Source organism: Parachitinimonas caeni (assembly GCF_030129945.1).
Lineage (GTDB): Bacteria > Pseudomonadota > Gammaproteobacteria > Burkholderiales > Chitinimonadaceae > Parachitinimonas > Parachitinimonas caeni.
The window spans coordinates 290,558-311,391 of record NZ_JARRAF010000002.1 but is presented as its reverse complement, the minus strand read 5'-3'; the positions used below and the strand labels follow the sequence as shown (position 1 = coordinate 311,391).

The following is a 20,834-nucleotide window of genomic DNA, read 5'->3' as shown; positions in this document are numbered from 1 at the left end:
CCATTCCGAACAGGACCGTGAAACGCCTCTGCGCCGATGATAGTGCGGATTCCCGTGTGAAAGTAGGTCACCGCCAGGCTCCCCTTATAAAGCGCCCCCTCCTCTGATGGTCGGGGCGCTTTGCTTTATACTCCTCCACGGCAATCCCCACTAATAGCCTCTAACCCCTCAAGCAAATCTGGGTTATTAACCCATGATCACCGCCTCCGCGAGTGACAGATCCGATGGTGTTCCCAAGTTGAACCACCTTCCCCCAAAATATTCCCCGCTCACTCCCCCCTTCTCCCCGGCTTCAACCAGCAACGGGCCTAGTTTGGCTACTTCTCCGGCCCGCACCTTCTCAACCAACTGAATACGCATTAGCGCCAAGTTGCCGTATGTGTAGCGAGGTTCAAGGTTGGGATTGATATAGCCATTTATCAGGCCAAAGTCGCCTAATGGGTGGTAGTCTGGGTTATTGACCATGACTAAATGGGCAAGCACCTCTGGATTGGCCATTAGCTGAGGCGCTTGCGCTATCAAGCTTCCGAGTGGGTAATCCGTGTAAATATCCCCACTCAGTAATAGAAATGGGGCATTTCCAAGCCAATCACGTACCAAGGCAATACCACCCGCAGTTTCGCGAGCATAACCTTCGGCAGAGTAGCGGATAGCTATCCCCCATCTCTGACCATCCCCTAAGGTCGCCTCTATCTGGGAGCCAAGCCAAGCATGGTTGATGATGACTTCGGTGACTCCGGCGTCAGACAAGCGCTCAAGATGCCAAACGATTAGTGGTTTGCCTTTCAGTGGTAACAAAGGCTTAGGTGTGGTATCTGTGAGTGGCCGCATCCGTTCGCCGCGGCCGGCTGCAAGAATCATCGCTTTCATCACCGGAAAACCTTAAATGAAGAATTTCTGCGCAATATTCAGTGCGCGAGTAATGCTCTCGGCGTTGACATCCAGATGCGTCACCCAACGTTGGTTGCATGTGCCGGTGATCAAAACACCATGCGCTCGTAAATGATCGGCAAAACGTTCCGCAATCGTCGGTTCAACGCTGACAAAAACAATATTGGTCTGTGGCGAGGTAACAGTTAGGCCTGGCAGCTGGGACAAGCCATCGGCTAACCGTTGTGCGTTGGCGTGGTCCTCTGCAAGTCGATCAATGTGATGGCGGATGGCGTAACGGCCTGCCGCTGCAATAATTCCAACTTGGCGCATGGTTCCCCCCAGCATTTTCCTCCAGCGACGCGCCGACTTGATTGCTTCGCGACTCCCGAGTAACACCGAGCCAACGGGAGCGCCCAGACCTTTAGAGAGACAGACCGAAACCGTGTCAAAGCCCTGCGCAATGGCCGCTGGCGAAACACCTTGGGCGACTGCGGCATTCCATAGTCGGGCACCATCCAGGTGCAGTGCCAGCCCTCTTCTGCGGGCTAGTGCCTGTGCTTCTGCGATGTAGCTGGCGGGTAGCACTTTTCCCCCAATAGTGTTTTCAAGGGCGAGAAGCCGACTGCGTGCAAAATGTGCATCATCGGGTTTGATCGCGGCTTCAATTTTTGCCAGAGGGATACTACCGTCCGGCGCGTTATCGAGCGGTTGAGGTTGAATGCTGCCCAATACGGCAGCCCCACCGGCCTCAAATTTATACGTATGTGCATCTTGACCAACGATGTATTCGTCTCCGCGCTGACAGTGAGTGAGCAGGCCCAGTAAATTGGATTGTGTGCCGGTCGCGGCAAATACCGCAGCCTCAAACCCCAGCATTTCTGCTACTTCAGCTTCCAACGCGTTGACGGTTGGGTCATCGCCGAAAACATCGTCGCCAACTTCTGCGGTAGCCATCGCTGCACGCATGGCCTGGCCTGGTCGGGTAACGGTGTCTGAGCGAAAGTCCAGTCCATTGAGAGGAGTGTGTACGAGTTCTTGATTGCTGAGGGGATAGCTCATGAAGAATTCCAGTTTCTAGAGGTAAGGGCAAAGTAGTGCGAGGCACGATTGGCGTACGCTGGAAGCCCACCTTTCACGGCGAAAAAGTCGAGACGGGTTGAGAGATGCACGCTCGACTGGAAGTGATGCTGCCTACCCCCAAATAGCGGGGAGTGCGTACCTGCCAAGCACCTACTGGCAACTTAGCAAAAGGGCTGGCTCGTTTACCAGAGGGGAGAATCCCGCATTTAGCTTGGCCGGAATGGCAGGCTGTAACGCAGCGAGCCCACGATGCCAACTTACAGTTGATGATAGTGCCGGTACCACTTCACCCATTGCTCCAGGCCGAGGGCCAGAGGCGTTGAGGGGGAAAAGCCCGTCAATTGTGTCAAAGCAGTGGTATCTGCGCAGGTGGCGGGAACATCCCCGGCTTGCATGGGCAAATACTGCTTGATGGCCGGAACGCCGAGTGCAGTCTCCAGTGTGCTGATGAAATCAGTTAGGCGAACGGGCTGGTGATTGCCGATATTCATGATGCGATAGGGAGCAAAGCTCATGTCTGCTCGCGTGCCATCGCTTTCCTCTGCAGTGGGTGGCGCATCCAGCGTACCAAGCACCCCCCCAACAATATCATCGACATAGGTGAAATCGCGCAACAGGTTGCCATGGTTGAAGACCTGGATGGGTTCACCGGCCAGAATTGCTTTGCTGAAGATCCAAGGCGCCATGTCTGGCCGGCCCCACGGGCCATAAACCGTAAAGAAGCGCAGCACCGTGGTCGGTAGTCCGTAGAGATGGGCATAGCTATGTGCCATCAACTCATTGGCTCGCTTGGTAGCGGCATAAAAGCTGACTGGGTGATCAACCGGGTCGGTTTCCTTGAACGGAACCTTGGCGTTACGACCGTAAACACTGGATGAGCTGGCAAACACCAGATGTTTGAGAGGATGGTGCCGGCAAGCCTCCAGCAAGCTGGTCATTCCTACCAGATTGGCCTGCGTGTAGGAATGTGGATTCTGTAGCGAGTAGCGTACACCCGCCTGTGCAGCCAGATGCACGACAGCGTCAAAGTGCTCTGCGGCAAACAATGCGAGCATCTGGTTTGCATCTGCGACATCCAGTCGTTGAAAGCGAAAGCCTCTTAGCGGGTGTAGCTGGTCGAGCCGGGCTTGTTTGAGCGCGACGTCATAATAATCATTGAGGTTGTCGATACCGACTACCTCATCCCCGCGAGCCAGCAGGGCGCGGCATAAGTGCAGGCCAATGAAACCAGCAGCGCCGGTTACCAGAATCTTCATACTTGGCCTTTCTGCCGCGACAATTCGCGCAGCTTGGCGTATTTGATAAAGCCGTTAAAGCAGCCGATGCAGATATGCACCAGCCCTGGCAGGCCGTCGAGAAATCCACGTCGGACCAGATAAAATTTGAAGAAGCGCGCCAGAGGGCTTAATACCAGCCTTGCCAGACCGGCAGTTTTACCTCGGCTGGCCAGCTCGGCCGCTTGCAGGCTGGTATAACGATTTTGCTTGTCAAGATAACTGGCAAGATCTTCGGCCGAGTCGTGTAGGAGGTCACCGTTCAAGGTGCCCACCGTGGTTTGTGTCTGTACGGCTTCGTGTACCAAATCTTCGCTCCAGTTGGCATGGCGCCGGTCAAACAGGCGCAAGCACCAGTCAGGATAGCCCTCACCATGTCGAAGATAGCGCCCCATGAAGCGATTGCGTCGGGCCAGACGGTAAGCATGATGGCAGGGCTCTGCCAATTCTGCCTGGATGGCGGCGGCCAGCTTGGGCGTCAGTTGCTCGTCGGCATCCAGACAGAGTACCCAATCGTGGCGGGCCGCCGCTACCGCAAAGCGTTTCTGCGGACCAAAGCCCAGCCAGTCTTGTGCAATGACCCTGGCCCCCAAGGATTGCGCCAACATCGGCGTGCCATCGTTACTACCCGAATCCACCACTACTACCTCATCAACCAGCGCGCGGGCAGAGTGGACGCATGCCGACAACGAGGCGGCCGCGTTCTGGGTAATGATGACAAGACTGATTGGAGGCATGGGCCCGGGTACCGTTGTGTAGAGGGCGCCTTTCATGGCGGCGTCCAGATATGCAAAACGCCGGCAAAGCGGCGCGACCGACATTTTAGCAGGGGCTTTTGAAAATCCCACGACTGACGTTGTAAACAGTTGTATCAGCATGAAGGCTTGGGAGGAAACGGCAGAGTACAATTGGGCTATGCGAAAAATCCTGCTGTTACGCCTGTCATCGATGGGCGACATTATTCATAACATGCCCGCTGTGACCGATCTGGCACAGCACTTGCCGCAAGTCGAGCTGCACTGGGTGGTTGAAGAAGGCTTTGCCGAGTTACCCCTGTTGCACCCGGCTGTCACACGGGTGTTTCCATTTGCCTTGCGTCGCTGGCGTAAAAGCCTGCTGACGCCAAGTTCTCGGGCGGAGATGCGCGCTCTTGTCAGTACTTTGCGAGCGGAGCATTACGATTTGGTCATTGACTCCCAGGGCTTGCTCAAGAGTGCGTTACTGGCCAAGCTGACCAAGGCACCTTCCTGTGGTTATGACCGGGCAAGCAGCCGCGAAGCCCTGGCCAGCCTGTTTTATCAGAAGGTGTACGAGGTGCCCTGGGACATCAATGCGGTCGAGCGCTATCGCCAGCTGACAGCGAAAGCATTGGGCTACAAGCCTTTGCCTCGTCTGGATTATGGTCTGCAAGCGCCGGTCTGCGATCTACCTTGGCGGCCTGATGGGCCCTATGCTGTTCTGCTGACAGCCACCAGTCGGGATGACAAGCTCTGGTCCGAACCACAGTGGCTGGAGCTGGGGCGCTGGATGAACTCCCGTGGGGTGCGTGCCATCCTGCCTTGGGGGAACGTGACCGAGCAACAGCGAGCCGAACGGATTGCATCAGCGCTACCGAATGCCGTGGTGCCTCCCCGGTTATCGTTGGGGCATGCGGCAAGGTTGCTGGCCGATGCGCGACTGGTTGTTGGTGTGGACACCGGTCTGGTGCATCTTGCGGCGGCACTTGCGATACCGACCCTGGCTATCTACTGCGCATCTGACCCGGCTCGTACCGGAGTGCTGGCTGACAGCTTCGCCATCAATCTTGGCAAGATCGGCGTCCCTCCTACGGCCGAGCAGGTTATTGCCGAAGCCTCGCGGGTGCTGTCTTGATCGCACGCTGTCTTTACAGTCTGCTGAGTTGGTTGCTCACACCGCTGCTGTTGTTTCATCTGTGGTGGCGGGGCCGGCGTCAGCCGGCCTATCGCGCAAACATCGCCGAACGCTTTGGCTTCTACGGGGCCAGGCCGACCCGCCCGGTGATCTGGTTGCATGCGGTCTCAGTCGGGGAAACCCGTGCAGCGGCGCCACTGTTGCAGGCATTGGCTGAACGTTATCCGGACTGCCGCATTCTGCTGACCCAGATGACGCCAACGGGGCGCGAAACCGCTGGGCAGCTGTTTGGCGACTCAGTGGATCTGGCTTATCTACCCTATGACCAGCCGGATGCCGTCAAACGCTTTTTACGCCACTACCAGCCGCGCCTCGGCGTGATCATGGAAACCGAGCTATGGCCGAATCTGATCCATGCTGCCGCCGATGCCGCGATCCCGCTCTATCTAGTCAATGCGCGGCTGTCCGAGAAATCACTGCGTGGCTACCAACGGATCACCGCCCTGATACGACCGGCCCTGTGCCGGCTGGCAGGTATCGCCGCTGCCAGCGAGGCGGATGCTGACAGATTGGCGCGCCTGATGGGCCGCCGTCAGGGGCTCCATGTTTGCGGCAACCTCAAGTATGAAATCGATCCACCAACTGCCCAGATTGCGCAAGGGCGACAGTTGCGCCAGCAATGGGGCGAGAAACGGCCCGTCTGGGTCTGCGCAAGTACCCGTGAAGAAGAAGAGGCCTTGCTGCTGCGGGCGCTGCAGACGGCCAAGATGCCGGCAGGCACCTTGACGGTCATCGTGCCGCGACATCCGCAGCGGTTTGATGAAGTGGCTGCCCTGCTGGATCGTGATGGCTGGCGCTGGCAGCGTCGTAGTACGCTGGCGGGAGCCTTGGCGGCCGATGTGCAGATCCTGCTAGGGGATAGCATGGGTGAGCTGTATGCCTACTATGCGGCGGCCGATCTGGCCTTTGTAGGGGGGAGCCTGGTGCCGTTAGGCAGCCATAGCCTGATTGAGCCGTGCGCACTGGGCGTGCCGGTATTGCTGGGCCCGTCTACCTTCAATTTTGCTGTGGCGGCGCAAGATGCGCTGGCCTGTGGCGCCGCCCGGCAGGTGGACGATGCGGACCAGTTGATGCAGCAGGTGACGGAGCTGCTGGGGGATTTACCGCAGCGGCAAGCCATGGGCGGGGCAGGACGTGTGCTGATCGGGCATCATCGCGGTGCGCTGGCTCGCGTACTGGCGCTGTTGGCGCCACGTCGCTAAAAGGGATGGTATGGCCTCGATTGATCTGACTTCCGCCCTGAACCGGTTCTGGTTGCCTGCCTGGCAGGCATTGGGCACCGAACCCTCAAGCGGTTATTTACCGTCGCTGCTGGCCCGATATGACGAGCCCCACCGGCACTATCATACCCGTCAGCATCTGGCAGAGTGCTTCGCCCATTTCAGCCAAGTGCAAGCAGCTTGCGAACACTGGCCAGAAGTGGCGCTGGCCTTGTGGTATCACGACGCCATTTACCAACGTCATGGTGACAACGAGGCTGCCAGTGCCGCACTGGCCATTACCCAGCTACGAGGAGTCGGCGTCGCATTTCCCGCCTGCCAGCGCATTGAGGCGTTGATATGGGTGACTCGTCATGCCGCGCCGCCATCGACCACCGATCAGTCCCTGCTGATCGACATTGATCTGGCCATACTCGGTGCTAGTACCGAGCGCTATGCCGAATACAGTCGCCAGGTTCGGGCTGAGTACCGCTGGGTGCCGAGCTTTTTCTATCGACGCGGCCGGCGCCGCATTCTGGAAAGCTTTTTGGCACAACCCTCGCTCTATCACCATCCGCCAATGCGGCAAGCGCTGGAAGCCTCCGCCCGGCGTAATCTGACTGCGGAAATCACCAGTCTGCGTCGCGGGGCTTTGTATCGTATGGGCATCTAACCAAACCAACGTTTACGTAGCGCCTCCAGTCGGGTTTCCAGCTCGGCGGCCAATTGGCGGTCTGAGTCCAGGTCCCCTCGCTGGCGTAACTCAGCTAGCAGGGCGGCCCGGTCTCTTTGATAACCCGCCATCTTTTCCGCATGACTGCGGTCGTTGGCATCCTGTCTGGCCAGCGTTTGGGCCATGGCGTCGCCCAGATAGTCCCGGCGCATCTGAAAGCGCAAGGCAGCCTTTTCCTCGCTACTAACCCCGGCTTCTGCCACTTTCAATGACCAGTACAGCCGGTCCTCGCTGCTTTCATTGCGATAGAGCTGGTCGAAGTAGGGGCCGTAGTGCTGGCGCCGCAATGTGTCGAGTTGCTCCTGCCGTTGTTTCTGGCTGAGCTTTGCAGCCTCGGTTGCTACAAACTGGCGGGCCGCCGCCGTAAAGCGGATCTGTGCTTCCTCTTCGCCATACAGTAACTGCGCCACTTCCTCGCCTGCCACACTGCGCCGAGCGGTACTGATCGCCGCCAGTCGAGCTGCTAGCGGCCGGTCGGTGCGTTGCACCAGTTCGGCCAGCTTTTGTTCGATGGCGGATCGTGCAGCCAGCGCTTTTTGCAGGCGCACGGCTTCTGCCGCCGGTAATCGGGCGATGTCGGCATTGGGCCAGCCCGCACAATGCGCATCAAAACGGCAGGTGATCTCGGCTTCTCGGAGCACCGGCAGCAAAGAGCGCTTGCCCGCCAGGACGGATTGCAACTGAGTTTGCCGATAGGCCGGGCTGCCCCAGTCCTCAGGATCGGTGGCGGTTTGCCGGGAGGGACTAACGGCTGAAGCGGCCGGAGGCGAAGCCCCAGACTGGTTTTGGGGGCTGACAGTGGCTGGCCGAGTCGGCCAGTCAGCTGGAGGGCTGGCCTCCAGCCAGTTCCAGCCGACCAGCCCTAGCGCCGCGACGAGGCTGCTTGCCAGCAGCACTTGGGCGTTGCGCTTCATGGTTTAAAACGTGAAACGACCAGCAACCGCGAAATGGTCGGACAGATCGCGCAGATCCCAGACTGCAGGGGCCAGAGAGCGATACACCATGACCTCGTTCTCGCTACGGCCGGGCTGGCGATGGCGATTCGAAACCAACACATAGTCCAGATATTCGCGTCCCTCTGATCCAAGGCTATTCAGGCTTGGGTCATAAGTGTAAGTGGGGCCATAGCTGGCGGGTTTGTGCGCGTTGAGGATGCCCAGCATCTGTTGATAGTCTTCGGCAGTGGCATACATATCGACATTCAGATCGCCCGCATAGAGCAAAGCCTCATGGGTGGCGGGCGAGAAACCATCGACAAAGCGCTTGAGCGTGGCGATCTGGTTGAGTCGAACGGCGCGTTGACTGGCCGAATTCCAGGCTTGGGTATGCGTGCCGGCGAGGTGATAGGCCCGGCCATGCTTGAGGATCTCGACATAGGCCGCCCCTTTGTTGGCCAGGCAATCTGCGCCGGCACATTCGCTGTAGACGGTTTGCGCTTCTTGTGAGATCGGCCAGCGGCTGGCAATGAACACCCCTCCATCTTCATAGATATTGGCTTTATCGACGATCTGGGTCTGATACGGAAATTCTGCCTGCAGACGGGCCCTGAGCTTGTCGCGGCAGCTATTGTCGAATGCTTCAGAGAACACCACGGCATCGTAATTGCGTGTGAAAGTGGGCACTTCCGCCCAGCGATCACAGATCTGCTTGGAGCCGATCACCCCCCAGATATTCCAGCTTAGAACTTTGAATTCATTCGCTGCGGAGGCAACCTCCTGCTTGGGTTGCGCATGAATTACATAATGGAAGTCGTCATAGCCGCCGGTGAACTTCGCCTTGTACGAAACGGCGGTCAGGGCGTTGTTATAGCGGGTTTCAGCGTTGTGAATGTCCCGGTCGCCATACCAGGGGTGAGCGAATTCCGTTGCGCGGGCCGAATGCCAGATCGAGCTGCCAACCAGGTTGCCCTTGAGCTGCTGCTGTAGCACAACCTGGCTATTGCCCTGGCGGACCGTGGTTTCAAACTGGAAGTACTTGCCATTGGTGATGCCCTGGTCGCGGTTCATCCAGAGCACTTTTCGTGTGGCGTAGGCCGGGATTTCGCTGACGTACTGGCCCCAATGCGTGCCAGCGGACAGTTGCTTGTCACCTTTCTGGGCGGTGTTCAGATAAACGGTTTGCGGGGTGTCGTTGGTGACGTAGACGTAACTCTCTGCCAAGGCGGACTGCGCGAGCAGTACCGTCCCCAGCGCCAACAGGCTGCGGATGCTTTGCATGATGAGGTCTCTCCGATGGTGATCTGCCGCATAAGCACGGATATGCCCAGGTGCTGGCGGATCATTTGTTGTGTAGTGCGACAGCATGCCGCACTAGAGGAAACATAAAACAGTGTTATTGCAAATTCTAGTTTTTGATTTTTGTTACCAAAAAATGACGGGGCGTGACAGGGCCGGTGGCGCATCAATCCTTGCCAGATCAGGATGGCAAAACGCTATAGAACTCAGCAGGGAGCATCAGGAGAAGGGAGGCAGCGTGGCCGGCCTGACATGGGTGGCCACGCAGCGAGGGGTGGAATTGACCCGTCGTGGTGGCGACGGTCAGTTCATGTCCGGATGGATGGCGACGGGGCGAGGGTTTGGCGTGATCTTGGCTTCCTTGAGCTGGTCGAATTGACGGAAGCTGAGTTTGACCTTGCCTTCCTGGGCGACCAGTCGGGTGCTACTGCCCTTCGGATCTTCGACCAGCACCGAGCCATTGCTGTTGTCGGGAAACTCAAAGACCACGCCATCGGTGGATTTGAAGGCAAGGCGCAGGCGAGCCCACCACGGCAGCAGCTTGACCGCTTCATCGGCCTCGCTGGCGGCGGCGCGCAAGTGGCTGAGCGTGTAGGTATTGCTGGTGCTCGGCGTCAGCAGCAAATAAAACAGCCAACGCAAAGTGCCTACAGGGCGTGCGGTGACGAATTCGGCCTCTTCCGCCAGGGCGCGAGGGTCTAGGGGGGCGTCGAAGTAGCCATCCGGGCCGACATTGATCGGTAGATCAATCGACTTGCTGAACAGCGCCAGATTGACATTCTTCATATCGTCGCCAGGGCGCATCGACATCAGACGAAAGCGGGTCTGCACTTGCTTGAATGGCGACTGGCGCAGAATGCTGGCCAGGGCGTAGACCTTTTCATAGGGCATGAAGGCCGGGTCATGTACCCGGATCACGGTGATGGGGTCCAGTTTGTCAGAGGGGGTGGTCGCTGCGGAGGCGGAACCCGCCAGCAGAACGGCCAGAAGCAAAGGGCGCAGGGAGTAGGGCACAGTGACTTCCTCTTATGGGTAGGATGCGGTCCTGACCGTGCGCTACCCTGCCGGCAACCGTGTGACCGCTACATCCTGTTGAGACTGGGACGGGCTCGCATGCCTGGGCTATGGGATCGCATCGCTTGAAAAGCTGATGCCCCAGAATAGCGCGCGGGACCATCCTCGCCTTTCCAGTTTGGTCCAAGATCGGCGGTTTTGCTGGCGGTGGTGTGTCTTGCCGCAAAACCGTGGTCGTGCAGCCCTGTTCGGTGCACCCAAGCTCAACCGCGCATGGTCATCGTGTTCATAGCAGCGCCAGCAGCCGCTCGGGTGGTCGGCCAATCATGGCGCGTTCTCCTGCCACCAGAATCGGGCGTTCGATCAGCCGGGGGCAGGTCACCATCGCGTCAATCAGCGCGGCATGGCTAAGATCGGGGTTGTCCAACTGCATTTCCTGATAGACATCCTCCTTCTGACGCATCAACTGGCGCGGGTCGGAAAACCCCAGCTGTTGTAATAAACGCTCAAGTGTGGCGGCATCGGGCGGGGTCTGCAGATACTCGATAATCTGCGGCGCCAAACCGTGTTGCGCCAGTAGCTGCAAGGCTTCGCGTGATTTCGAACAGCGGGGATTGTGATAAAGAATCATGATGCGCCTCGGCAAAAAAGCAGGAATTGGGCCGCCAGTATGGCGACAAGGCGCGTAGAATCGCGCTCCCTGCCGGCCAGAGCAAGCCGGCGCCCCCGGAAATGACGAGACGACAGGTTCGACCATGGCTCTTTCTGCCACCATCTACAAAGCGGATCTCGGTGTTGCCGATATCGACCGCGGCTACTATGGCCAGCATAACCTGACCATTGCCTGCCACCCCTCCGAGACCACTGCACGCATGATGCTGCGTGTGCTGGCATTTGCCTGCCATGCCGATCCTGACTTGAAATTTGGCCGTGGTGTGAGTGCCGATGACGAGCCCGATCTGTGGCTGGTGCAACCGGATGGCCGCATCAGCTTATGGGTAGAACTCGGGCAGCCCGACGAGCGTGACCTGCGCAAGGCCAGTGCCCGGGCCGACCAAGTGTGGTTGTATACCTACGGTGGTCGATCGGTTGACCCGTGGTGGAAGAAAATGCAGAGCGCTGCCGCCAAACTCGACAACCTGACCATCGTCAACATCCCGAGTGAAACGATGGCGGCGCTGGATGGTCTGACGGCCCGGACGATGAAATTGGACTGCACGATACTGGAAGGCAGCATTCAATTGAGTGATGGTCAGCAACAATTAGAGTTAAAACCTGAATTTTTGCAGCGCAGCAACTAGGGCCTTTCCGAATCTGGCGATTTTTCTCAAGAAAAAGAACAGTTTGTTGCGTGAAAAGCACTTTGCGCCGGCAAAAATCTGCAAATTCTGCTATGTAACCCTGAAGTTGTTGCAAATTTGATAGCAATCAACAGCTTATGATGCATTTGCCGTCAGGATTGCTGTCGTATATTTGCCGAAAAGGCGGTTTTGGCTGAGGTTCTTGCAGCTGTAATCAGCGTGTCTTTGAAATGTCATGTTGCTTATTCACGGCAAATCCTTAGAATCCGCCGCTTTACAATTTTCGGGGCGCTCGTCATGGCCAGTATCATCCAATCTTTATTCGGCATGGTTTGCCTGCTGTCATTGGCCTGGGTGTTCTCGGCCAATCGCCGCGCCATCAACTGGCGGCTGGTAGGTTTCGGCTTCCTGCTGCAAGTGGTTCTGTGTCTGTTGGTACATTACGTGCCGGCAATTACCGCGGGTTTCAGCAGTATCAGCATGGGTTTTGTAAAGTTGCTGAGCTTTGCGCGTGAAGGGGCGACCTTCGTGTTCGGCTCGGATCTGGCTTCGCCAGGCGGCAAGCTGGGCTTCATCTTTGCATTCAACGTTCTGCCCATCATCATCTTCTTCTCGGCATTTACCGCACTGCTCTACCACTTCGGCATTCTGCAACGCATCGTGGTGGTGTTCGCCTGGGTGATGAAGCGCACCATGCGCCTGACCGGTGCCGAGAGCCTGGCTGTGGCGGGTAACATTTTCCTGGGTCAGACCGAGGCACCGTTGCTGGTCAAGCCGTTCATCAAGAACATGAGCCGTTCCGAGCTGATGACCATGATGACCGGTGGCTTGGCACACCTGTCCGGTTCGGTTCTGGCGGCTTATGTCACTTTTCTGGGTGGATCTGACCCGGCTGCCCAAGCACGCTTTGCTTCCTATCTGCTGTTGTCGAGCATCTTGAACGCCCCTGCTGCGATCATCTTTGCCAAGATGATGTTGCCGGAGACCGAGCGTGAGAATCAGCCCGACCAGAAGTTCGAATATGACCAAGGCCACCATGGCCACTTTATCAATGCGGTGGTGCAGGGTACGGCGGACGGTATCAAGCTGGCGGTGATCATTGCAGCGATTCTGGTGGCGTTTGTATCGCTGATTGCTTTGGGCAACTCCTTCCTGCACAACGTCATCGGTGAAATCGGTGGCATGAACGACGCGATCAAGCTGTCCACCAACGGTGCGTTTGATGGTCTGTCGCTGCAATACCTGTTTGGCGAAGTGTTCCGCGTGATTGCCTTTGCAATCGGCGTGGACTGGAAAGAGTCGCTGTACGTGGGTTCTTTGCTGGGTCAGAAGATCGTTATCAACGAGTTTGTGGCCTATCTTGATCTGGCGCGTATGCAGTCTCAGCACCTGCTGTCTGACCGCTCGGTGGTGATTGCGACCTTTGCCCTGGCATCGTTTGCCAACTTTGGCTCGGTGGGGATTTGCGTGGCCGGTATTGGTTCGATGGCCCCTAACCAGCAGCGTACGCTGGCAGGTATCGGCATGCGCGCCCTGTTTGCGGCGGTGTTGGCTGGCTTGTGTACGGCTTGTATGGCGAATATTTTCCTGTATAGCCACTAAGCACTGATTACCGGACTGCCTGTCGTCGGGCAGAATCAAACAAAAGAGCCTGCTTTTTAGCAGGCTCTTTTGCTTTGGCGTTTGCCATTCAGGAGGCTTTAGCCAGAGTGATTGTATTGGATTGAAAATGGCTGCCGTGGCCAAGTGGGCGGTGTAATTGGCTATTGCCGATTTCCAAGAAATTCGCTGAATTATTTGCCTTATTCATTCGACCATGTTCTATAAAGACAAAATCGTTGCGAGGATTATTCAAAGAAGTTGTTGTTTGCGGCATTAATTCATATACGGGCTTGGGTGATGGACTACATCGAATCGATTCTCAGCAAGGAAATATGCATTCGCTGCACGTCGATCCTGGTGCGCAAGCAGCTGCTGGGGCTGCATGCGGCGCGAGAGCGCGGGGGCGATGTATATGTGCCATTTGAATCAAAAGAGCATCTGGCATTCATATTGCGCAAACTGCAGACATTAGGGCTGTTGTTTGCGGATGCGCCCGCAGGCTGGCCCCCCGCTGCCGTATTTGAACATTTACGTGATGAAGGGCTGTTGCAAGGACGGATCAAAACCGTTACCTGGCGTCAGCCGAATCAGCCGGTTTTAGGGCTCGATTGAATAGCCGGTTTGCAGGTAATTGAATGCCAGAAGCGGGTCATTCGGCCACCTGATGGCTGACGGGGAAATATCGCGCGATAGCGGGAAGTTGTATAGACCGATCGCTTGGTTTCGTCGATGGCGCTGTCTGTTCATAGCGATACTTGCCAGATCAGCTTTGTGCTGCCCACCAGACCAATGGTCTGTCTCCTCGGGGCGGCCACCTGCCTACGAATCTGCCGGTGGCCGGTTTAAACTACCGGGGTTTCTCTCGCCCAGATTCTGTTGACGTTTCATTTTCTGGATCGCTGGCGCCAGCGCTTGGCTGGATGGCGGCTGTCTGGGTGCCGATACTGAAACAGCCTTGTCGGGTGTGACCCAACACAAAACGTCAATCGAGCCCAGTTCATGTCGTCTTCCCCGCAGCGTGGCCGAGGGGCCACCTCCAATCCGGATAATCGCTATACGCCGATTCATCGTACCGCTGAGGACGACGGGTGGCAGCGAGAGGCGGACGCGCCGCTGCATACGGTTTTGCACCCCTTACCGGCCAAATCCCTGATCAGCTACAACAATTCACCCGATATCCCGTTTTCCCGATCCATCAATCCTTATCAGGGCTGTGAACACGGCTGTGTATATTGCTATGCCCGGCCCAGTCACGCCTACTGGGGCTATTCGCCGGGTCTGGACTTCGAGACCCAGATCATCGCCAAACCCAATGCTGCCGAGCTTTTGCGCAAAGAGTTGGCCAAACCCGGCTATGTCTGTGAGCCCGTTTGCATTGGTGCCAATACCGATGCCTATCAGCCGGCTGAACGCGAGCTGCAACTGACCCGACAAATCCTGCAGGTGCTGGATGAGCATCATCATCCCACCTATCTGATTACCAAAAACGCCTTGGTCGAGCGCGATATTGATGTGCTGGCCCGCATGGCGGAACGGCGGCTGGTGAAAGTCATGATATCGGTGACGACCCTGGATAAGACGCTGGCCCGTCATCTGGAGCCCCGAGCCAGTACCCCGGCACGCCGGCTGGAAGCGATCGCGGCGTTACGGGCAGCCGGGATTCCCGTGGGGGTTTTGGTGGCACCGGTGATTCCGGCGCTGACCGACCATGAGGCGGAAGCCATTCTCTCTGCGGTGGCCGCTGCTGGCGCGCAGTCGGTGAGCTATATCTTGCTGAGACTGCCGCTGGAAGTGGCGGGCTTGTTTCGAGACTGGCTACAAACGCACTATCCCGACCGGGCCAGCCATGTCATGAGTCTGGTGCAGCAGATGCGCGGTGGTCAGGATTATCGCCCCGGCTTTGGACAGCGCATGCGCGGTGAAGGCATCTTTGCCGAGTTGCTGGCGCAGCGCTTTGCACTGGCGCGCAAGCGTTTGGGGCTGGATCAAGCCTCGCTGGTGCTGGATTGCAGCCAGTTCAAGCCGCCGGGCGCGGCCGAGCAATTATCTCTATTCTGATCAGCACAGAGCGTATCTGTGCCATCCGTAGCGCGTCGGGTTGCAAGGCGCACGTTGACCTCAGCGATTGAAACCACCCTAGGCTCTGTTGACGTTTTATTTCAGGATCGCGTTTCGTCGGATTTGGGCCTGATGCAAGGCAAAAAGCGCGCCGCTTAGTGATAAGCCACGCGATTTCCCGTCTGGGCGCACAGGCTGCAAGGCTTGCATCGCAAGCCAACAGCCTGGCAGTCAACGCGGCAGCAGGCCCAAATCCGGCGAAACCCTCCGGGCCGGGTCGATTTTTGGGGCATGGTGTCGTTAGGGTTCGTTTATTTAGCTCGCTAAACCTCACTCACCCTGCCCCAAAACTCGGCCCGGCGCGACCGGAAACAAAACGTCAACAGAGCCTAAAACAAATCTCAGGAGACAAGATGAAACCCATGATTGGTGCTGCCCTGCTGGCAGCCAGCCTGGTGCCGGTCCATGCCGCTCAGGGCATCAACCCGGCGCAACTGACCCAAGCCATCAACCAGCTGGCAACACAGGCCCAGCAGCAAATCACAGCGGGTAATGTGCCGGGCCTGGCCGTGGCCGTGGTCCATCAGGGCAGGCTGGTCTATTCCAAAGGCTATGGAGTGCGTGAAGCAGGTAAAGCCGGGTTGGTGAGTACCGATACGGTGTTCCAGCTGGCCTCGTTGTCCAAGCCGGTGGGGGCGACCGTGGTGGCTGCCCTGGTGGCCGAAGGTAAGATCAGCTGGGATAGCAAGCTCAATCTGCTCGACCCCGGTTTTGCATTGCAAGACCCGTGGGTTACACGCGAAATCACCGTGCGCGATATGTATTCCCACCGTAGTGGTCTGCCCGCGCATGCTGGCGATGCGATCGAAGACCTAGGCTATGACGGGGCTGAGGTCATTCATCGCCTGCGTTACCAAAAAGCGGTCAGCAGTTTTCGCAGTACCTATGCCTATACCAACTTCGGCCTGACGGCTGCCGGGGTGGCCGCCGCGCGGGCTTATGGCCTGGACTGGGCGACAGCCAGCGAACAGAAGCTATACAAGCCGCTGGGCATGTGGACAGCCAGCTCCCGCTTCAGTGACTTCATGGCCAAAGCCGACAAGGCGCTTGGCCATGTTCGGCAAGGCGACAAATGGGTGCATACCGTTCAGCGCAATCCGGATGCGCAATCACCTGCTGGTGGCGTCAGCGCGTCGGTCAGCGATCTGAGCAAGTGGATGCTGTACCAGCTGGCGCAGGCCGGCAAGAACCCATCGCTGGACGAGACACATCACCCGCATATGCTGACTGGCTTTGGTCACGGCACCGGCCTCCCGAATTTCTACGGGCTAGGTTGGGGCGTGAATTACGATGAAGCTGGCCGACTACGGCTGTCGCATTCCGGTGGCTTTGCCATGGGGGCCAGCACCCGCGTCATTCTGTTGCCTTCCGAGCAGCTGGGGGTGATCGTGCTGACCAATGTCCCACCGGTCGGGGTGGCTGAAGGGCTGGCGCAGAACTTTGTCGATACCACCCTCTATGGTAAGCCGACACAAGACTGGCTGGCCCTGTTCCGGCAGGTGTTTTCACAAGGGTCTGCCATTGGTCTGTTGCCAGTCAGTGATTTCAGCAAGCCCCCGACGGTGACCACCCCGCCACTGGCCAATGACGCTTATATTGGCCGATACGGCAATAATCCCCTGTTTGGTGAGGCGGTGATTTCAGAACAGGCCGGCCAGCTGGTGCTGACATTTGCCCAGCAGAAAGTGGCTTACCCGTTACGGCACTATCAGCGCGATACGTTTACCTATGACACCATCGGTGAAAATGCTGTCGGCCCAGCCGGGGTGACTTTCACCATAGGCTCCGATGGCAAGGCCAGTGAAGTCAGCATCGAAAACCTTAGCGCGACTGGGCAAGGGGTGTTTCGCCGGAGTGCGAAAGCCGGGCAGTAGGCGGGGGAAAACGGGATCGGTAATGAGCGAGGGGTCGGGATTCCCTTAGATGGCGGAACTCGCTCGGGGTGGTGGGCTCAGAGCCAGCCCACGCCAAATCGCTTTCCCCGGACTTTTGCCATGACCATCTCCCGACCGTTCTGTAGCCTGCTCCTGGCCTGCCTGCTGGGCCAGGCGCAGGCGGCAGACCTCATCGATTTCTGGAACACGCCCCAGCATGGTGGCAACAGTTTTAACCGATTACCGCCGGATCTGGCCTATTTCAAGGCGCTCAAAGCTTATGGTGCCAGTTGGGTCAGGCTGAGCTACGACAAATGGCAGCCTGCCGGTCGCGACTTCCTGCTGGGTAATGCTGACCGTTATCAGGGTCTGGCGGCGAAAGATCTGGCCACCCTCAAGGCGGCGCTGGACCGCGCCCAGGCGGCGGGTCTGAAAGTCGTGATTACTCCGCTGAGTCTGCCCGGCGCCCGTTGGAAGCAGAATAACCATAACCAGTTTGACGACCGGCTCTGGCAGGACAAAGCATATTGGCAGCAATCGGCCACATTCTGGCAGGACTTGGCGGCAGCGCTGAAGGACCACCCCGCTGTGGCAGCCTATAACCTGATCAACGAACCCGCACCGGAAAAGAAAGGGGATTTGGCAGAGCATGCCGACCCCGCCAGCATGCAGCGCTGGTATGCCACTCACCAAGGAAGTACCCGCGACCTGCCAGCCTTCTACACAGAGCTGATCCGGGCTGTGCGAAAAGTTGATACGCAGACGCCGATCATGGTGGATGCCGGCTGGTATGGGGCTGCCGACAGCTTCAGCTACTGGCCGGCCCCACTGGCCGACAAACGGGTGCTGTACAGCTTTCATATGTACGAACCCTATGCGGCAACCAGTGCACCCAATCTGAAACGGGCCAAACCCTATGCCTACCCCGGCACCGTACCGTATGGCGAGGGCAAGATGGATTGGAATGGCCAACAGGTTGCCGCCTATCTGCAGGGGCCGATGGACTGGGCAAAACGGGTAGGTATTCCCGCTAACCGGCTGGTGGCGGGCGAGTTTGGCTGTGTGCGCCAACTAGCAGGATGTCGGCAGTATCTGGATGACGTACTGACGGTGCTGGACCGGCACCGCCTGCATTGGGCCTTCTACAGCTTCCGCGAAGACGCCTGGGATGCGATGGATTACGAACTGGGCAGTGGCAAAGTGAGCTGGCGCTATTGGGAAGCTATTGATAAAGGCTTACCCGACCCGGTCCCCCGCAAGGCGACCTCCGAGTTCGAGCCCATCCGGCGTCGCCTGGCCTCACCGGCACCTGCCTGACGTCGTATCGATCACCTTCTGGTTGCAGGCCGTGACAACTATGCTGAAAGTCTGTCCGGAAGGAGATTGCCATGTCCTGCAAACTTGCACTGCCTGTGCTGATGATATTGACTGCGGGTTCCAGTCTGGCAATGGAGCTGCAGTTACCTCTTGACCCAGCAGATGCGGCTTTCAATTTTCTCGGGGTGGCGGGTTTTGGCTACCACGTCGCGGAACATCGGCTCGATGGGCACCCAGGGCTGGATTTTGAATTCACCGTCGGGGCCAAGGTACGGGCGGGTCATGCCGGAACGCTCAATGCGTTTACCGATTCGCATGACCCCACCAAAATGACCGTCCAGATAGATTTTACGGATGAAGGCAAGAGCTGGCGCAATGTCTACACCAATATCAGTGGGCTGGAGCCGGGGATTACCAACGGCAGCAAGCTCTCTGCGGGGCAGGTTTTTGGTACGGCCGGTACCGTCACGGCAAAGAATGGATCAAACACAATCCAGTATGCGATGACCCATTTTCAGCTCGACGATATGTCGGGTGTGGTCAGTTTTGGTCTAAGCAACAAAACCGCACTTTCTCCGGTTCCTTATTTCAGTACCAGTGCGCGGGCGGCGCTGGATACCCTGGTAGCAAAGTCAACTTATCCCCAACAGGTCTGCGAGCCTTCGCTTAGTACCCCTCGCGGACTATTGTCCTACCCGACCTTGCAACGGCGCTGGACCTTGAGTCAGGGTTCGCATGCCACCAGTATTGAATTTACATGCAACTATGCCAGCCAGACTGCCGGGTTTGGTTACACGTTTTATGACAGCAAGGAAGCGGTACTGGAAACGGGGACGGTGACGATGGAGCTGGGCTTGAGCAGCGTACCCAAACTGGATTTCACGGCCAGTAACGGGAGTAAGCGACTGGGGGTCTACAAGATCAACGGTAGCTCCCTGTCGCTACAGCTCGACTACTCGGCGCCTGGAGGTGCCAGACCCACCGATTTTTCGGCTGCCTCCAGCTATAGCACCGTCAGTGCCATGGCCTGTGCTACCGCTACCGATGTGGTGTGTCTGGTGGGCGAGGCGTCTCCCTATCGTACCGGCAGCACGATTGATCTTAATCTGGCATTACGGGCAGATCAGCTGGCCATGGGGGTCAGCAAGGTAGATTTGTGGCTGGCGTTACTGATGCCGACCGGCCAGCTGCTTTATCTGGGTAGCAATGGCCTAGGTGGTTCACCGGAAGCATTTCGGACCGAGGTGTCGGCCAAGAACCAGCAATTCCCGTTGTTTGCTAGTGTTCCGGCAGGCATGGTGCCTGCCGGAAATTACACCATCTATGCGGTTGCGGTGCCGACCGGAACCCCTGCGGATCAGCTGCTCGACAAGAAACTGGGCAATCTGCTGACGGTTGTGACTCAGGTGGCCCCGTAAAGCGTGAACTTCCGGAAGCCACTGGTTGGGTCAGCCGCCGCCGGCCCGACCACAATGCCCGCTTTACAGAACGTTAAGGGTAAAGTCGGCAACCTCGCCGGGGCTTGGGCCACCGCAGGGTTCTGGGTAGGGGCTGGGTTGGTTGGGATCCAGGGTGCCGCGCAAGATCAGGCGCAAACGGGTTGGTCCTGGCAGCGCTGTCGCGGGCACGGAAATGGGTTGGCTGATGGCGGTATCGCTGACTTTTGAGAGCACCAGCTCGTCCCGTTCAAACTTATTGTCACGATTCCAGTCGACCCACCCGGTTATGGCCACCGGCCGGACCCCATTAAAGCTGAATCCGGGCGACACTTTCATTGTCAGCACGCCACTGATGGGCACGGCTGGCGAGTGTCATCTCTCCGCCTTTCCCAGTGATACCCCGTGCTGATTCCGGCCACGCAGAAAGCGTGGCCAAGTAATCGGTGATGGTTATGAAGTCGTTTGGAAGGGAGGGATGATCAGCTCACTATAGCAAAATAGAGAACGAATGTTCTCTATTTTGTGGTGAGGCTTACGGTAAATCTGGCGGATGACGGTGGCGTCTGGTCAGGACGCTTGATCTGATTTGACTATCGCTTGATAGAGCGTAGTCCGCTGGCGCCTTCTTTTGGAAGGCTGACCAAGAGACGCTTGCCGGCAAAATCGTTGAGTTTGCGCGGGCATTTTGACGACGTATCCATCCGGCTTCCGCCATCTGGCAGGCTGTCGCAAGCAGACAGGCAAAGCGCCAGCGTGCTGACAATCAGAAGGTGATAACGCCTGGTCATGACGGGCATCCAGTTGCAGGAAGGGTGACTATTTCACAACGAACCATCACTGCCCT

At 57.7% G+C, this 20,834-nt stretch carries 20 protein-coding genes; 10 read left to right on the top strand and 10 right to left on the bottom strand.

Annotated features, from left to right (window positions below; all coding sequences use genetic code 11):
* Positions 1-186: 186 nt before the first annotated feature.
* The 4 genes from murU to PZA18_RS03025 all read right to left on the bottom strand — a co-directional run bounded on the left by murU (position 187) and on the right by PZA18_RS03025 (position 3,964).
* On the bottom strand, positions 187-870 hold the full coding sequence (gene murU / locus PZA18_RS03040; RefSeq protein ID WP_284099312.1) for an N-acetylmuramate alpha-1-phosphate uridylyltransferase MurU: 684 nt from the start codon (positions 868-870) through the stop codon (positions 187-189).
* A gap of 12 nt (positions 871-882) precedes the next feature.
* Complete coding sequence (gene ltaE, locus PZA18_RS03035) at positions 883-1,932, bottom strand: low-specificity L-threonine aldolase (protein ID WP_284099311.1); 1,050 nt, start codon at positions 1,930-1,932, stop codon at positions 883-885.
* A 278-nt stretch (positions 1,933-2,210) separates the two neighbouring features.
* Positions 2,211-3,209, bottom strand: coding sequence for an NAD-dependent epimerase (locus PZA18_RS03030; protein ID WP_284099310.1), 999 nt, complete (start codon positions 3,207-3,209; stop codon positions 2,211-2,213).
* Entirely contained in the window at positions 3,206-3,964 is a 759-nt protein-coding gene (locus PZA18_RS03025) for a glycosyltransferase family 2 protein (RefSeq protein WP_284099309.1), read from the bottom strand. The genes PZA18_RS03030 and PZA18_RS03025 overlap by 4 nt, the downstream gene beginning before the upstream one ends.
* A 178-nt stretch (positions 3,965-4,142) precedes the next feature.
* Between PZA18_RS03025 and waaC the strand changes: the two genes are divergently transcribed.
* From waaC to PZA18_RS03010, 3 genes are read left to right on the top strand one after another with little or no spacing between them, the layout of a single operon-like run.
* Positions 4,143-5,099, top strand: a complete 957-nt coding sequence (gene waaC / locus PZA18_RS03020; RefSeq protein ID WP_284099308.1) for a lipopolysaccharide heptosyltransferase I — start codon at positions 4,143-4,145, stop codon at positions 5,097-5,099.
* On the top strand, positions 5,096-6,361 hold the full coding sequence (gene waaA, locus PZA18_RS03015) for a lipid IV(A) 3-deoxy-D-manno-octulosonic acid transferase (RefSeq protein ID WP_284099307.1): 1,266 nt from the start codon (positions 5,096-5,098) through the stop codon (positions 6,359-6,361). Before waaC ends, waaA begins: the two co-directional genes overlap by 4 nt.
* Positions 6,362-6,371: 10 nt before the next feature.
* Positions 6,372-7,031 carry an HD domain-containing protein gene (locus PZA18_RS03010; protein ID WP_284099306.1) on the top strand — a complete coding sequence of 220 codons (660 nt, stop codon included), beginning with the start codon at positions 6,372-6,374 and terminating at the stop codon, positions 7,029-7,031.
* On the opposite strand, the gene PZA18_RS03005 is transcribed toward PZA18_RS03010, so the two are convergent.
* The 4 genes from PZA18_RS03005 to arsC form a co-directional block, all read right to left on the bottom strand.
* On the bottom strand, positions 7,028-8,005 hold the full coding sequence (locus PZA18_RS03005; protein WP_284099305.1) for a lipase secretion chaperone: 978 nt from the start codon (positions 8,003-8,005) through the stop codon (positions 7,028-7,030). The genes PZA18_RS03010 and PZA18_RS03005 overlap by 4 nt on opposite strands.
* A gap of 3 nt (positions 8,006-8,008) precedes the next feature.
* Positions 8,009-9,307, bottom strand: coding sequence for a sphingomyelin phosphodiesterase (locus PZA18_RS03000; RefSeq protein WP_284099304.1), 1,299 nt, complete (start codon positions 9,305-9,307; stop codon positions 8,009-8,011).
* Positions 9,308-9,628: 321 nt separating this feature from the next.
* Positions 9,629-10,339: a hypothetical protein gene (locus PZA18_RS02995; RefSeq protein WP_284099303.1), complete on the bottom strand. Its 711-nt coding sequence runs from the start codon at positions 10,337-10,339 to the stop codon at positions 9,629-9,631.
* A 286-nt stretch (positions 10,340-10,625) separates the two neighbouring features.
* Positions 10,626-10,970 (bottom strand): arsenate reductase (glutaredoxin), encoded by a 345-nt coding sequence (arsC, locus tag PZA18_RS02990; protein WP_284099302.1) that lies wholly within the window; start codon positions 10,968-10,970, stop codon positions 10,626-10,628.
* 124 nt (positions 10,971-11,094) lie between these two features.
* Here arsC and PZA18_RS02985 point away from each other — a divergent pair, with 124 nt between their 5' ends.
* The 7 genes from PZA18_RS02985 (at position 11,095) to PZA18_RS02955 (ending at position 19,969) form a co-directional block, all read left to right on the top strand.
* Positions 11,095-11,640, top strand: a complete 546-nt coding sequence (locus tag PZA18_RS02985) for a YaeQ family protein (RefSeq protein ID WP_284099301.1) — start codon at positions 11,095-11,097, stop codon at positions 11,638-11,640.
* Positions 11,641-11,937: 297 nt separating this feature from the next.
* A complete protein-coding gene (locus PZA18_RS02980) occupies positions 11,938-13,242 on the top strand; it encodes a NupC/NupG family nucleoside CNT transporter (RefSeq protein ID WP_284099300.1) in 1,305 nt (434 codons plus the stop codon).
* A gap of 297 nt (positions 13,243-13,539) precedes the next feature.
* Positions 13,540-13,854: a hypothetical protein gene (locus PZA18_RS02975; RefSeq protein ID WP_284099299.1), complete on the top strand. Its 315-nt coding sequence runs from the start codon at positions 13,540-13,542 to the stop codon at positions 13,852-13,854.
* A 387-nt stretch (positions 13,855-14,241) separates the two neighbouring features.
* Positions 14,242-15,300, top strand: coding sequence for a PA0069 family radical SAM protein (locus PZA18_RS02970; RefSeq protein WP_284099298.1), 1,059 nt, complete (start codon positions 14,242-14,244; stop codon positions 15,298-15,300).
* Positions 15,301-15,713: 413 nt separating this feature from the next.
* The gene (locus PZA18_RS02965) at positions 15,714-17,234 is read left to right on the top strand and encodes a serine hydrolase (protein ID WP_284099297.1); all 1,521 of its coding nucleotides are present in this window, start codon (positions 15,714-15,716) and stop codon (positions 17,232-17,234) included.
* Between the two features lie 120 nt (positions 17,235-17,354).
* Positions 17,355-18,551, top strand: a complete 1,197-nt coding sequence (locus PZA18_RS02960) for a glycoside hydrolase family 5 protein (protein ID WP_284099296.1) — start codon at positions 17,355-17,357, stop codon at positions 18,549-18,551.
* A 71-nt stretch (positions 18,552-18,622) separates the two neighbouring features.
* Positions 18,623-19,969, top strand: coding sequence for a M23 family metallopeptidase (locus PZA18_RS02955; protein WP_284099295.1), 1,347 nt, complete (start codon positions 18,623-18,625; stop codon positions 19,967-19,969).
* A gap of 63 nt (positions 19,970-20,032) precedes the next feature.
* On the opposite strand, the gene PZA18_RS02950 is transcribed toward PZA18_RS02955, so the two are convergent.
* Positions 20,033-20,326, bottom strand: coding sequence for a GEVED domain-containing protein (locus PZA18_RS02950; RefSeq protein ID WP_284099294.1), 294 nt, complete (start codon positions 20,324-20,326; stop codon positions 20,033-20,035).
* A 254-nt stretch (positions 20,327-20,580) separates the two neighbouring features.
* Positions 20,581-20,778 (bottom strand): hypothetical protein, encoded by a 198-nt coding sequence (locus PZA18_RS02945; protein ID WP_284099293.1) that lies wholly within the window; start codon positions 20,776-20,778, stop codon positions 20,581-20,583.
* Positions 20,779-20,834 lie beyond the last annotated feature (56 nt).